Source organism: Curtobacterium sp. TC1, assembly GCF_019844075.1.
In the GTDB taxonomy this organism is placed as follows: Bacteria; Actinomycetota; Actinomycetes; order Actinomycetales; family Microbacteriaceae; genus Curtobacterium.
The window spans coordinates 3,349,582-3,361,784 of the sequence record NZ_CP081964.1 but is presented as its reverse complement, the minus strand read 5'-3'; the positions used below and the strand labels follow the sequence as shown (position 1 = coordinate 3,361,784).

13 protein-coding genes and 1 pseudogene are annotated in these 12,203 nt (G+C 67.9%); 9 read left to right on the top strand and 5 right to left on the bottom strand.

Annotated features, from left to right (window positions below; translation table 11 throughout):
* Nucleotides 1–14: 14 nt before the first annotated feature.
* Complete coding sequence (locus tag KZI27_RS17110) at nucleotides 15–860, top strand: carbohydrate ABC transporter permease (RefSeq protein WP_222658563.1); 846 nt, start codon at nucleotides 15–17, stop codon at nucleotides 858–860.
* On the top strand, nucleotides 857–1,693 hold the full coding sequence (locus KZI27_RS17105) for a carbohydrate ABC transporter permease (RefSeq protein WP_071262777.1): 837 nt from the start codon (nucleotides 857–859) through the stop codon (nucleotides 1,691–1,693). The genes KZI27_RS17110 and KZI27_RS17105 overlap by 4 nt, the downstream gene beginning before the upstream one ends.
* A gap of 75 nt (nucleotides 1,694–1,768) precedes the next feature.
* On the opposite strand, the gene KZI27_RS17100 is transcribed toward KZI27_RS17105, so the two are convergent.
* Nucleotides 1,769–2,194, bottom strand: coding sequence for a hypothetical protein (locus tag KZI27_RS17100; protein WP_222658562.1), 426 nt, complete (start codon nucleotides 2,192–2,194; stop codon nucleotides 1,769–1,771).
* A 122-nt stretch (nucleotides 2,195–2,316) separates the two neighbouring features.
* Between KZI27_RS17100 and KZI27_RS17095 the strand changes: the two genes are divergently transcribed.
* Nucleotides 2,317–2,814, top strand: coding sequence for a hypothetical protein (locus KZI27_RS17095; RefSeq protein ID WP_222658561.1), 498 nt, complete (start codon nucleotides 2,317–2,319; stop codon nucleotides 2,812–2,814).
* A 129-nt stretch (nucleotides 2,815–2,943) separates the two neighbouring features.
* Here KZI27_RS17095 and KZI27_RS17090 read toward each other — a convergent pair.
* Nucleotides 2,944–3,484 (bottom strand): annotated as a pseudogene (locus KZI27_RS17090) (methionine synthase); the annotation flags it as partial.
* A 155-nt stretch (nucleotides 3,485–3,639) separates the two neighbouring features.
* Here KZI27_RS17090 and KZI27_RS17085 point away from each other — a divergent pair.
* The 4 genes from KZI27_RS17085 to KZI27_RS20485 are packed head-to-tail and all read left to right on the top strand — an operon-like array spanning nucleotide 3,640 to nucleotide 5,984.
* Nucleotides 3,640–4,389 carry a hypothetical protein gene (locus tag KZI27_RS17085; RefSeq protein WP_222658560.1) on the top strand — a complete coding sequence of 250 codons (750 nt, stop codon included), beginning with the start codon at nucleotides 3,640–3,642 and terminating at the stop codon, nucleotides 4,387–4,389.
* Between the two features lie 31 nt (nucleotides 4,390–4,420).
* Nucleotides 4,421–4,660, top strand: coding sequence for a PLD nuclease N-terminal domain-containing protein (locus tag KZI27_RS17080; RefSeq protein WP_222658559.1), 240 nt, complete (start codon nucleotides 4,421–4,423; stop codon nucleotides 4,658–4,660).
* Nucleotides 4,552–5,523 carry a serine hydrolase domain-containing protein gene (locus tag KZI27_RS17075; RefSeq protein WP_261783952.1) on the top strand — a complete coding sequence of 324 codons (972 nt, stop codon included), beginning with the start codon at nucleotides 4,552–4,554 and terminating at the stop codon, nucleotides 5,521–5,523. The genes KZI27_RS17080 and KZI27_RS17075 overlap by 109 nt, the downstream gene beginning before the upstream one ends.
* Nucleotides 5,508–5,984: a DUF1648 domain-containing protein gene (locus tag KZI27_RS20485; RefSeq protein WP_410004009.1), complete on the top strand. Its 477-nt coding sequence runs from the start codon at nucleotides 5,508–5,510 to the stop codon at nucleotides 5,982–5,984. The genes KZI27_RS17075 and KZI27_RS20485 overlap by 16 nt, the downstream gene beginning before the upstream one ends.
* Before the next feature lie 164 nt (nucleotides 5,985–6,148).
* Here the strand turns inward: KZI27_RS20485 and KZI27_RS17065 are convergent, their stop codons facing one another.
* Entirely contained in the window at nucleotides 6,149–7,198 is a 1,050-nt protein-coding gene (locus KZI27_RS17065) for a methionine synthase (RefSeq protein WP_222658556.1), read from the bottom strand.
* A 20-nt stretch (nucleotides 7,199–7,218) separates the two neighbouring features.
* The gene (locus KZI27_RS17060; RefSeq protein ID WP_222658555.1) at nucleotides 7,219–8,178 is read right to left on the bottom strand and encodes a putative oxygenase MesX; all 960 of its coding nucleotides are present in this window, start codon (nucleotides 8,176–8,178) and stop codon (nucleotides 7,219–7,221) included.
* 120 nt (nucleotides 8,179–8,298) lie between these two features.
* Here KZI27_RS17060 and KZI27_RS17055 point away from each other — a divergent pair, with 120 nt between their 5' ends.
* A complete protein-coding gene (locus tag KZI27_RS17055) occupies nucleotides 8,299–9,240 on the top strand; it encodes a LysR family transcriptional regulator (RefSeq protein ID WP_222658554.1) in 942 nt (313 codons plus the stop codon).
* Between the two features lie 91 nt (nucleotides 9,241–9,331).
* Here the strand turns inward: KZI27_RS17055 and KZI27_RS17050 are convergent, their stop codons facing one another.
* On the bottom strand, nucleotides 9,332–10,663 hold the full coding sequence (locus KZI27_RS17050; protein ID WP_222658553.1) for a family 20 glycosylhydrolase: 1,332 nt from the start codon (nucleotides 10,661–10,663) through the stop codon (nucleotides 9,332–9,334).
* 346 nt (nucleotides 10,664–11,009) lie between these two features.
* Here KZI27_RS17050 and KZI27_RS17045 point away from each other — a divergent pair, with 346 nt between their 5' ends.
* On the top strand, nucleotides 11,010–12,071 hold the full coding sequence (locus tag KZI27_RS17045) for a LacI family DNA-binding transcriptional regulator (protein ID WP_222658552.1): 1,062 nt from the start codon (nucleotides 11,010–11,012) through the stop codon (nucleotides 12,069–12,071).
* The last annotated feature ends 132 nt before the right edge of the window (nucleotides 12,072–12,203 follow it).

Genomic DNA, 12,203 nt, shown 5'->3' with positions numbered 1-12,203 from the left:
GTCTCCTCGGGTTCATGGCACCCGCACTCGTCTTCGTGGCGGTGTTCGTCTACTACCCGTTGTTCGCGGGCGGCCAGATGGCGTTCCGCAACTGGAACCTCAACAACCTCAGCGACACGTCGTGGGTGGGACTCGGCAACTTCCGCGACATCCTCACCGACCCCGTCTTCTACACGGTGCTCCGGAACTCGGTCGTCTGGGTCGTCGCCTCGCTCGTGCCGCAGTTCGTGATCGGCTTCGCACTCGCCCTGTGGCTGCGACGCAGGTTCCGGTTCCGCGGGTTGTACCAGGCGCTCGTGTTCTTCCCGTGGGCGGTGTCCGGGTTCCTCATCGGGATCCTGTTCCGCTGGATGTTCAACAGCGAGTTCGGCGTCGTCAACGACCTGCTCGCCAAGGTCGGACTGATCGACGAGCCGATCAACTGGCTCGCCGACCCGGCGACCGCCATGGTCGCCGTGCTCATCGCGAACATCTGGTACGGGGTCACGTTCTTCGCGATCATGATCCTCGCGGCGTTGCAGTCGGTGCCCGACGAGATGCTCGAAGCCGCCGCGCTCGACGGGGCCGGCAAGGTCCGCACGCTCTTCTCGATCGTGATCCCGTACATCCGCGTCACGCTCGCCCTCACGGTGCTCCTGCGGGTCATCTGGATCTTCAACTTCCCCGACATCATCTACGGCATGACGGGCGGCGGCCCCGCCGACCGCACCCACATCATCACCACGTGGATGATCCAGACCACCCAGCGCGGCGACTACGGCCGGGCCTCGGCGCTCGGGCTCATCGTCATCGCCGTGCTGCTCGTGTTCTCCGTGTTCTACCTGCTCGCGATGCGGGAGAAGGGACCCAAGACCCGATGATCGACCACGAGACCCGCTCAGCCCGGTTCGTCCGTTTCGGATTCCTCGGGCTGTGGCTCCTCATCACGCTGTTCCCGCTGTACTGGATCACCATCACGTCCCTGAAGGCGCCCGGCTCGATTTTCAGCCGGCCGCTCACGTACTGGCCGACGGAGTTCTCGCTGCAGAACTACATCGGGTTGTTCGCCAAGTCGCAGTTCGGCGTCTACGTGGTCAACAGCCTGGTCGTCAGCCTGGCGGCCGCGGTCACCGCGACGGTGATCTCGTTGCTGTCCGGCTACGTGCTCTCCCGCTTCGAGTTCCGGACGAAGGGCGCGCTGCTGACGGCGTTCTTCGTGACCCAGATGATCCCGTCGTTCATCGCGCTGGGGCCGTTGTACCTGCTCATGACGCGCCTCGAGCTGGTCGACAACCGGGTCGGGCTCGTCCTCATCTACATCGCCGTGTGCATCCCGTTCAGCACGGTCATGCTCCGCGGGTTCTTCGCGAACGTGCCCGCCGCACTCGAGGAAGCGGCCATGATCGACGGCTGCTCGCGGTTCGGCGCGCTCTTCCGCGTGATCGTACCCGTGATGAAGCCGGGGATCGTCGCAGCGTTCATCTTCAACTTCGTCAACTGCTGGAACGAGCTGTTCCTGTCGACGACCCTGATGAACAGCGACGCGAACAAGACCCTGCCGACCGCGATCAACGGCTTCATCAGCAGCTTCAACATCGACTGGGGACCCATGTCGGCGGCCGCGGTCCTGACCGTCATCCCGACGATGGTGCTGTTCGCGTTCGCGAGTCGGTGGATCGTGCAGGGGCTCACGGCGGGCGCGGTCAAGGGCTGACGCGGCGGGGCACCTCGGCCTGTCGTCCACCCCGAGGTGCCCCGTCCAGCGTGAGAGCGTCCGCGCTCCGCACGATCACGCCGGCGGGGTCGTCCCTGCGCCCTCGGTGTCGTCCGCGCCAGCGGGACCGGTGCCTGCTTGATCGAGGTTCTCGTGCGGGTCGCCCATGTCGCCGGTCGCCTTGCCAGCGGGGGACAGCCCGAAGTGCTTGCGGGCGGCGTTCGCCTCAGCAAGGGACAAGGTGCTCCCGGCTCCGGCGGACGGCGCGCCCTTGATCGCGCTCTTCGCGTACCCGACGCGCAGGTCCGTGCCGTCGAAGGTGGCGTCCTCGACTGGGACGAGCGCGTGGTGACTCCCGAGCAGCCCGGTCGCGACGCTGACGAACGCGGCGCTGCCGTCCTCGTCGGAGGGAAACACTTGTGCCACTTTGCCGACCGTCGCGCCGTCGCGGTCCCGGACGGTTGCGCTCTCGACCTCGTGGATCTTGCTCTTGACAATCATGGGCGTAGTCAACGCCCCTGGCCTGACCCGCTTGTGTCAGTGCACGCGCGACAAGCCCGACAGCTTCACGAGATGATCGTGGAGATGCTGCTGAAGCCCAGCGGTCTGGAAGGAGTCTCCGCATGAAGCCCGCTCGGCGGAAAGTCGTCTCCGTTCTCCGATCGATAGGAGCAGTCCTGCTCGCCGTCGCCGTCCTCGCCGGCTGCAGCGAAGGGTCTGGCATGAACACGAAAGAAGCGAAGCAGTCGATCGTCACGTTCGTCGAGGGTTCAACGGACGTTGTCGGTGACGGTTGGGAACCCAACGACGGTCCACGGCTGGGGAAGTGCGGACTCGGCCTCGGGACGGGCGGCGTCCAGTACGTCTACGCCAAGGTCCGCGCTGCCAGCGCTGACCCGAAGGCCGACGTCGAGGCGGTGGAACAGCACTGGAAGGAGCTCGGGGTCACGACCGAGCGGTACCAGACCGGCGGTGAGGACCCGATCCTCGGCGTCCGGGGCAGGGGTGGCCCGGTGAGCTCCTCTGACTTCCGCGCGGATCCCCGCGGGTACACGATCGATGGCAGCTCACAGTGCATCGCGGGGGACTTCGAGAAGATGAGCCTCGACAGCCAGGAATGACGACCGCGACCTGATCGCCGGAACCGAGCCGCGCCTCCAGACCGGCCCGGGACGCGAGCCCCTGCCGGACGTGACATGGAAGACGGCCCGCCCCGTTGCCGAGGCGAGCCGTCCGGGCGGATCGGGGCGCTAGCGCGCAGCCGGCACCGCGACGCGAGCGAGCTCGGCCCGCACGATGTCTGCGCCAGCGGACAGCGCACCGAGCTTGTCGAGCGCTGCCCACGCGCAAGCGGAGCCATCCCGCAGTTCGAGCTCGGGATGAGCTTGGCCGCATTGACGAACTCGAGCGCCCGACGCAGCACCTCGGCGACCTCCTCCGGGGTCTCGACGGTCTCGGTCGCGACGTCGATCGCGCCGAGCATGACCTTCTTGCCACGGATCAGCTCCACGAGGTCGAGCGGCACGTGCGAGTGGATGCACTCGAGCGAGACGATGTCGATGGACGACTGCTGCAGGAGCGGGAAGGACTGCTCGTACTGCCGCCACTCGGCTCCGAGCGTTTCCTTCCACTTGTCGTTGGCCTCGATGCCGTAGCCGTAACAGCCGTAACAGCCGTGGCGACGCCCCAGTCCTGCACCTCGTCTTGGAAGACGGTCAAGGCGAGTTCGTCGAACTGGACGACGTCCACCCCGGCAGCTTCGAGCTCGCGCGCTTCGTGATTGCAGATCGTCCACCTCCGCCGCCCCTTCCCTGAGTCCGGAGACGACACGCCCGGGTCGCCTCTGAAGTTGCGTATCTGATGTATTAGTGAGTTGACTACTCATTGTCGGCAACGATGCCGACGACGAGACCCGGCGTTGGGGCCGGAGAGCGAGGGGAAGTTTCATGAAGCAGTCGACCTACGGACGGATCGTCTCGATCGGCGCAGTGTGCGCCGTCGTCACCACCTCCGTCATTGGTGCCGCGCCAGCCAACGCCGCGGCCGCACCGCCCGCCGCCGGTGACGTTGCCGCTCCGCGAACGCCGTCTGCAGTGTTGTCGGCTATCCGCGCCGACCTCGTTGCTTCCGGAGCCTCGTCTGACGTCGCGGCCTTCGACCACCTCAACGCTGAACAGCGACACGAGCTCGCCTCGTACTTCTTGGATCCGGCTGTTGCGTCTGCCGCAACTGCCGCCTCCGACGAGAGAGTGCTCGGCCCGGAGACCGTTCGCACGAGCGGGGACTTTGAGTGGGGTGAGGTGGAACCGTCGGGGGCCGAGCGAAACGAAGATGGCGTCGTGGTGGGGACCAGGGCGGCATCGCGGTCGTCCTGGGGCACACAGTGGTTCGCCTTCGCTGGAATCAGGCTCACCGAGACGAAGGTCTCGATGTCGTACGAGTACAGCGGTACTACGGCGAGGAAGATGCTCGGATACTCGTGCACGGTCGTCAGGAACGTGCAGCCGTTCACTCAGGTGACGACCTCCAAGAGCAGCGGCTACATCAGCGGCGGACAGGCCACCGCGAAGTGCAAGGTCGTCGTGAAGCGTGGCGTGCCGACCCCATGGGGAACGATTGCGTGGAGCACGTACTCCGCGGTCCAGCGGCTCAGCGCCAAGGGCAACGGCGCGATCACCTACAACCGCTGGGAGTGAACGAATGACGTCTTGGACGGAGGAATCGACCATGAACCCGCTCGTTCCGACAGCGCTCGACGGAGTGCTGATGACCGTGTCACTCGTCGCTCTGTTCCTCGCACTCGCAGCGCTCCTCTCGTTGATGCGATCCGGGTCGACCTCCGGCCGTCGCTTGGTCGCATGGACCCTCGTCGTCCTCTTCATCCCGATCATCGGACCGGCAACGTGGTTCGTAGCACGGCGCCGCGAGCGGTCGACCGAAGCCAACGGTGCTGGGTTCGGCTCGTAGTGGTCGGAGCCGTCGCGCGAGATTCACGGACGCCATCTGGACACTGGCGCGCGAGTCTTCGCGGGGCTGACGGCTGGCGAACGGTCCGTGAGTCCCGAGGGCCGTACGCCACCGCCTCGATGCTCGAGTGGGGGAGCATCACGAAGGGACTTGTGGGCACGACGGCCTGGCTCACACTCGAGGTCGAGCGGCCGGTCGTGCACTACCTCCCCGGTGTGCCCGATCCCGAGATGACCGTTGCTGACCTCGTCCACCACACCTCCGGTCTGCCCCGGCTTCCGGCCATGATGCGCGACCGCCTGTTCGGTGACCCGTACCGAGAGGCCGTCGGCGTCCCTCTCGATCACGCATTTGCGGTCCCGGTCACTCCCCGAGGCCAGTTCGAGTACTCGAACCTGGGGTACGCGCTCCTCGGCGCAGTACTCGACGAGGTGCACGGCGACTGGTTCGCCGCCGTGCGCCAGCACGTCCTCGAGCCGGCGGGGATCAGCTCGGCGGCCCTCGTGCCTGCTCAGGCGGATCGCGTGGTGCCGAAGCTCTTCGGTCGCGCAATCCGGCCGTGGGCGCTCGGGGAGTCGTCGTTCGCGGCGGCAGGCGGCGTCTGGTCCACGTTCGACGATCTCTGTCGCTACGCCGACTGGGCGCTCGAACGCGGAGCCGGGCGCTCCCGCACGGTGAGCTGGCAGCGGGAAGGGGCATCGACCTGGATCAACGGAGAGGTGCGAGCGGCAGGAGCGATCATCGCCAACGCGGCAGGGTTCACCGCGGTGGTGCACACGCTCGCGAAGGCCCCACGCGCGACCGACGCGATCGCCACGGCGCTCATCGAGCGGCAAGTGCGGGAGACATGCGACGGCCGATGAACGTACCGACGGCCAGCGCCCGCGGCCGACGCAGGCGAGAGGTGGCCTTCGCAGCCACCGCTGCTGCGTTCCCTGTCGTCGTCGAGGTTGCGGTCACCAGCGTCTGGTGGGATCGGTTACCCGAACGGATCGCGACGTCGTTCGGTCCGGACGGAAGTCCGAGCGGGTACGGAACACCGTTGAGAACCGCGATCCTGCTCGCGGCGATACAGGCGCTGTTCCTCGTGGCGGCTGTCGGGTCCGCCTTCGCTCGAGACCGGCGCAGAGGTCGCATCTCGTGTGCGGTCACCGCGGGGTTCGTCGCGGCTCTCGCGATGAGCTGGCTGATCATCGTGGGTTTGGCGTCTTCGACGTTGAGTCCTACTGCTTGGTGGCTTCTCGCGGCAGCGCCCGCGTGGGCCGTTGTTCCGTGGTGGCTGCTTCCCCCGCGAGGGACTGAAAGCGGATCGCTGAGGCCGTGACCGGGGTCGAGGGGCAGTAGGGGGCGCGGGTGTTGTCAACGCAACCTGTCAGACGGACGGAAGCCGCGCCTCCAGGCCGGATCGAGAGCCGCGCACGCGGCGGACGCAACACGAACGGCGGCCCTCCTCCTTCTCGAAGAGAGCCGCCGTGCGGCTGCCAGCGCCTAGCGTCCTGAAGGGACGGCCGCGCCGACGAGCTCTGCCCGCACCAAGTCCGCACCAGCGGACAGTGCACTGAGCTTCGCGAGCGCGGCGTTCCGCGCCAACGGCGCCATCCCGCAGTTCGAACTCGGGATGAGCTTGTCCGCATCGACGAACTCGAGCGCCCGCCGCAGCACCTCCGCGACCTCCTCCGGCGTCTCCACGGTCTCGGTCGCGACGTCGATCGCCCCGAGCATCACCTTCTTGCCACGGATGAGTTCGACGAGCTCGAGGGGCACGTGCGAGTGGATGCACTCCAGTGAGACGATGTCGATGGACGACTGCTGTAGCAGCGGGAAGGACTGCTCGTACTGCCGCCACTCGGCGCCGAGTGTCTCCTTCCACTTGTTGTTGGCCTCGATGCCGTAGCCGTAACAGATGTGCACGGCGGTCTCGGCGCGGAGTCCCTCGGTGGCGCGTTCGAGCGCGGCGACGCCCCAGTCCTGCACCTCGTCGTGGAAGACGGTGAAGGCGGGCTCGTCGAACTGGATGATGTCGACGCCCGCGGCCTCGAGCTCGCGGGCTTCCTGGTTGAGGATCGTGGCGAACTCCCACGCCAGCTTCTCGCGGCTCTTGTAGTGCTGGTCGGAGAGGGTGTCGATCATGGTCATCGGGCCGGGGAGCGCCCACTTGATCGGCCGGTCGGTCTGCGCGCGGAGGAACCTGGCGTCGTCGACGAACACCGGGGCGGGGCGACTCACGGCGCCGACCACCGTGGGAACGGCAGCGTCGTAGCGGTCGCGGATCCGGACGGTCTCCTTGCGCTCCTGGTCGATGCCGTCGAGGTGCTCGATGAACGTCGTGACGAAGTGCTGGCGGGTCTGCTCGCCATCGCTGACGATGTCGATCCCGCGGTGCTCCTGCTCGTGCACGGCGGATCGGAGGGCGTCCTGCTTGCCCTCGGTCAGGGCGGCGCCGTCGAGCTGCCAGGGTGACCAGAGGCGCTCGGGCTCGGCGAGCCAGGACGGCTTCGGCAGGCTGCCGACGATCGCGGTGGGGAGGAGAGAGCTCATGGGAGTGGCGGTCCAGACGGTCAGCGGGCGGGGACGGGTTCGGCAGCGAAACGGGACATGAGCGCACCGTGCGGCGTCACGAGGTGTTCCTCGGTCCACCGGCCCTGGGTGATCCCGAGGCGGCTGCGCTCCTCGCGGTCGTAGGTGACCGGGGTGGGCGTGAAGTCGGTGTGGTCGAGCGTGGGGCGGTAGGTGCTGCCGGCCGGGGTGTTCGCGGCGTATATCTCCGGGCGGTAGATCTTCTGGAACGTCTCCATGGTGGCGATCGTGCCGATGAGCTGGAGGTCCGTGTAGTCCCCGGTCAGGTCGCCGCGCGTGTAGAAGGCGAGCGGGGCCGACGCTCCGGCGGGCTGGAAGTACCGGACCCGCATGCCCATCCGACCGAAGTAGTCGTCGGTGAGCGAGGAGTGCTCGTGCTCGTACTCGGCGCCGAGGACCGGGTGGACGTACCCGGTCCGGCGGTAGGTCTGGCTTGTCGAGACGCTGATGCAGACGACGGGCTCGGCACCGAACCCGTCGTGGAACGCCGGCGACGAAAGGAACCGCTGGAAGAGGGCCCCGTGCAGCGCCCCGAAGTCAGACGGCAGCGACGGCAGCGACGGCAGCAGCACGGAGAAGTCGTAGTCGCGCAGGTACGACGAGAAGTTGTTCCCGAGGATGCCGTGGTGGTGCTCGCCGGTGAGCTGGTCGACGATGGTGACGTCGAGCATCTCGAGCAGCGGGAACTCCGCGTCCGATCCACCGTCGGAGAACGCCAGTGCGACCGAGACGATGTCGAGCTGCAAGCGGTAGCGATCACTGGCAGCCAAGAGCTCGTTCGCGCGCCCGTCGATCATCGCCAGCGCAGCACGGAGGTTCTCCTGCCGGCGCTCGCCGCGCGCCAGGTTGGCGAAGTTCGTGGTCAACCGGGAGCTGTCGGCGGGGGAGTAGTCCTCGTCGAACCGGGTGCGGGTGATGCTGAAGGTGAGGTCGTTCGCCATGGTCGGCAATCTGTTCGTCGAGCGGCCCGTGGGCACGGTGGGAAGGATGCATCGATCATGGCGGGATTCGCGAGCCATCAGGTAATACCGAGACGCTATGCACCGGTATAGCCTCGGCCTATGGCCCGGGTTTCGAACGACATCACCCTCCAGCAGCTCCGGTACTTCATCGAGGTCGCGACGGAGGGCTCGATCAGCGCCGCGGCCGATCTGCTCTACGTGTCGCAGCCGACGATGTCCGCCGCGATGAAGGACCTCGAGACGCGGATCGGACGCCCGCTCTTCACTCGATCGGCCCGGGGAGTCGTACTCACCGTCGACGGCGTCGAGTTCCTCGGGTACGCCCGGCAGGTCATCGAGCAGGTCTCCCTGCTCGAGCAGCGGTACGTCGGTGGGCAGCGGTCGCGTCGGCTGCTCGGGGTGTCCGCGCAGCACTACTCGTTCGCCGTGGAGGCCTTCGTCCGGATGGTCGAGGCAGCGGCTGCGGACGAGTACGAGTTCTCGCTCCGAGAGACGCGCACGTGGGACATCATCGAGGACGTCCGCACGCTGCGCAGCGAGGTGGGCATCCTCTACCGCAACGACTTCAACACGCAGGTCCTCGGCAAGCTGCTGCGGGACGCCGGCGTCGTGTTCACGCCGCTGTTCGTCGCGCAGCCGCACATCTTCGTGGCCCGTCGGAACCCCATCGCGTCACGGGAGCGCGCGACCCTCGACGACCTCGCCGACCTGCCGCGGCTGACGTTCGACCAGGGCGCGAACAACTCCTTCTACCTGGCGGAGGAGATCCTGTCGACGATGTCGAGCAAGCGGGAGATCCGCGTCTCGGACCGGGCGACGATCTTCAACCTCATGATCGGCCTGGGCGGGTACACGATCTCGACCGGGCTCATCAGCGACGACCTCGACCCCGAGATCGTCGCCATCCCCCTCGACGTCGACGAACGCATCGAGATCGGCTGGATCGCGCACGCCTCCGTGCCCCTCACCGTGCAGGCGCAGGCCTACCTGGACGAGTTGCGCGCGGTGGTCGCCGCTTACGGCGTCGAGCCGCTCGGGTAGCCAGGCGGGGATTCGGCGGATCCGGCGGACCCAGCGGATCAGGCGGCTCAGGCGGTTCCAGCGATCGGCCTGGAGGCACGACACGCGTCCGTCAGGAGGCTGCGGTCTCCAGCATCGCCGTCACGTGCGGCGCGCTCCACCGCAGGAGCGCGTCAGCGGGTGGACTGTCGAGGTCCTCGCCCCAGATCGCGACGGCGGCGCCCGACATCGGAGCTGCGAGCAGCGAACCGGAGTCGCCGTCCCACGCCCGAAGTGACCAGTTCTCGCGGAGGTCGGCGACCGTGTACTCGCTGTCGGCCGGGTCGAGGTCGGTCGGCACCTCGTACAGGTAGTACGAGTTGTAGTTGAGCAGGTCGATCCCGGCCTGCTGCAGGTCGACCGCACTCGCCCGCCGCGCTCGGCGTTCGCGGCGCTCGGCTGCGTCCTCGGTGTCGCCGTCGAAGCTCCAGTACGTGACGCGGATGCGCGGATCCAGCCGCCCGACCGCAGCGCGATCGATCCCGTCGTTCCACGCCCAGACCTCGCGGTTGCCGAGAGCTGCCGCCATCGCGTTCATCCACGCGACGCGTTGGGTGGCGGTGACGTCGTCGCCCCATTCATCGCCGCCGATGTGCACGGCGCGGCTGGACGGGAACGTCGACTGCAGCTCCGCGTAGAGCTTGGTCGCCAGCGCGAGGCTCCCGGGCGCAGACGGGTCGAGCTCACTCTCACCCGAGCGGATGCGATCGACCCACTTCTTGCCGTGTTCCGCCTCGAGCAGGGCGAAGGCAGCAGCCATGTGCCCAGGGGTGTCGATCTCCGGCACGACCGCGATTCCCCGCTTCGACGCGTAGGTGGTGATCGTGCGTGCCTGCGCGGCACTCAGGAACGGGCGATGGGTCACACGGCTCGTGTAGACACCGTGGTCGAGCTCGGCGTTCGCGAGGGTCTGGCCGAGGACAGTGCTCTCGATCCCGACGTTCTGGTCGTCGGTGAGGTGCAGGTGCAGGAAGCGCCCGCCGTTGTCGTCGAGCAGGTCGATGTACCGCTTGATCAGCGCCACGGGGTAGTAGGCACGAGCGACGTCGAGCATCACGCCCGTCTCGGGATGCGCGCGCTTCGTGGGTTTCGTGCTGACGGTCGCGGTCGACGTGCGGCACTGTTTTGCGGAGTACGCACCGGCGCAGGCGAGGACCGAGTACTTCCCGGCTGCGGCACGCGAGGGCGTCCCGCGGACTGCGGTGACCGTCGTGCTCGATCCCGGGCCGAGTTCCTTCACCGCGATCCGGCCGAGCGTGTACTTCTTGGTGCCGGCGGACAGGTAGAGCCACGCGGAGGAAGCGGGCTTCCGCACCGAGGCGGTGTTCTTGACCTTCAGGGTCGTGCGCACGGCGGTGCCGGTCGAGGTGACGGTGGTGGACGCGGTGACCTTCGTGACCGTCACCGTCGAGGCTGCCGTGTCCGCTGATCCTGCCGTTGCACGGATGCCGACCAGAGCTGCGGCCGACACGGCGATCGCCAGACCAACTGCCAGCGTGCGTCTGGCCAGCGGTCCGGAGACCAGGTTCCTCTGCTGACGCACCACGACGTTCTCCCCCTCGAACACCCCGTCGCCCTCGCTGGATCAGGATGCGCGCACGATCGTATCCGCCCGCGTGGCACGCGACCCGCACGACCTCGCAGTTGCAAGATCACCGCGAAATCGGCCTTGACTACGTAGACAATCCCGTGGTTGTCTTGCTCCCACACCCGGTTCCCACCGGTCCCACGGAGCAGCGAAGGAGCTGACGATGAGCGGCAACGCCTCGGTTCACCGCCTCCGTCCGGCCTCCATGACCGACGTCGCGGCCCTCGCCGGGGTGTCCCAGAAGACCGTCTCCCGCGTCGTCAACGACGAGCCGCACGTCACCGCGGCCGTCCGTGCCAAGGTCGAAGCGGCGATCGCGGAGCTGGGCTTCCGTCCGAACGCCGCTGCCCGCTCCCTCAAGTCCCAGCGCTCCCGCCGCGTCGGCCTCATCACGATCGGCACGAACCTGTACGGCCCGACTGCCATGCTCACGGGCGTCGAGCAGGCCTGTCGCACGAACGGCTACAGCCTGGCGATCGTCCGCACCGTGGCCGCGACGGCGTCCGAGCTCCAGCCGGCGGTCGACTCGCTCGTCGGCCAGGACGTCGAGGCGATCGTCTTCTCCGAGCCGGTCGAGAACCAGATGGACCAGCTCCGCCTGCCGCAGGGCGTGACGGTGTTGACGCTCGGGCCGCCGGACGTCGCCGACCGCGAGAACACCCTGGCGGTCGGCCTCGACGAGAGCGGTGCCGCCTTCGCGGCCACCGATCACCTGCTCGCCCTCGGGCACGAGACCGTGTGGCACATCGCGGGTCCCGCGGACTGGACCTCGAGCTCACGCCGTCTGGCGGGCTGGCGCGCTGCACTGCAGGACGCTGGCGTCGCCGAGCACGCGCCGGTCGAGGGGGACTGGTCGCCGCAGAGCGGCTACGAGGCCATGCGCTCACTGCTCGGCCGCCCGGACCTGACGGCGGTCTTCGTCGCGAACGACCAGATGGCGATCGGCGCGATGTCCGCCATCCAGCAGCACGGGTTGTCCGTGCCGGCTGACGTCAGCATCGTCGGCTTCGACGACATGCCGATCTCCGCCTACCTGCCGACACCACTCACGACCATCCGCCAGGACTTCGACGAGGCCACCCGCCTCGCGATGCACCGCCTCTTCCGCACACTCGACGGCCACCCGCCCGCCGAGCGCCACCGGATGCTGCCCGGCCAGCTGATCACGCGCGCCACCAGCGCGCCGCCGTCGCCTGCGCGGCGTCACCTCCGCCCCGCCGACTGAACCCCCGGACGGGAGGCGCGGCTTGCGTCCGTCCCGTGAGTGAGCGCTCACATGCGCGCACCGCCAATTCCTCGATCACCTCGACGACGACGTCAGGAGACCTGAACGTGACCCCAGTACCCAGGCGACTCT

What these genes read in the sequence shown, in the direction of transcription:
- KZI27_RS17105 (WP_071262777.1), top strand. Translation starts at nt 857, where the DNA reads ATGATCGACCACGAGACCCGCTCAGCCCGGTTCGTCCGTTTCGGATTC.
- KZI27_RS17060 (WP_222658555.1), bottom strand. Translation starts at nt 8,178, where the DNA reads ATGGCGAACGACCTCACCTTCAGCATCACCCGCACCCGGTTCGACGAG.
- KZI27_RS20485 (WP_410004009.1), top strand. Translation starts at nt 5,508, where the DNA reads ATGCGACGGCCGATGAACGTACCGACGGCCAGCGCCCGCGGCCGACGC.
- KZI27_RS17075 (WP_261783952.1), top strand. Translation starts at nt 4,552, where the DNA reads ATGGACCCTCGTCGTCCTCTTCATCCCGATCATCGGACCGGCAACGTG.
- KZI27_RS17100 (WP_222658562.1), bottom strand. Translation starts at nt 2,194, where the DNA reads ATGATTGTCAAGAGCAAGATCCACGAGGTCGAGAGCGCAACCGTCCGG.
- KZI27_RS17080 (WP_222658559.1), top strand. Translation starts at nt 4,421, where the DNA reads ATGAACCCGCTCGTTCCGACAGCGCTCGACGGAGTGCTGATGACCGTG.
- KZI27_RS17095 (WP_222658561.1), top strand. Translation starts at nt 2,317, where the DNA reads ATGAAGCCCGCTCGGCGGAAAGTCGTCTCCGTTCTCCGATCGATAGGA.
- KZI27_RS17110 (WP_222658563.1), top strand. Translation starts at nt 15, where the DNA reads ATGGCACCCGCACTCGTCTTCGTGGCGGTGTTCGTCTACTACCCGTTG.
- KZI27_RS17055 (WP_222658554.1), top strand. Translation starts at nt 8,299, where the DNA reads ATGGCCCGGGTTTCGAACGACATCACCCTCCAGCAGCTCCGGTACTTC.
- KZI27_RS17085 (WP_222658560.1), top strand. Translation starts at nt 3,640, where the DNA reads ATGAAGCAGTCGACCTACGGACGGATCGTCTCGATCGGCGCAGTGTGC.
- KZI27_RS17045 (WP_222658552.1), top strand. Translation starts at nt 11,010, where the DNA reads ATGAGCGGCAACGCCTCGGTTCACCGCCTCCGTCCGGCCTCCATGACC.
- KZI27_RS17065 (WP_222658556.1), bottom strand. Translation starts at nt 7,198, where the DNA reads ATGAGCTCTCTCCTCCCCACCGCGATCGTCGGCAGCCTGCCGAAGCCG.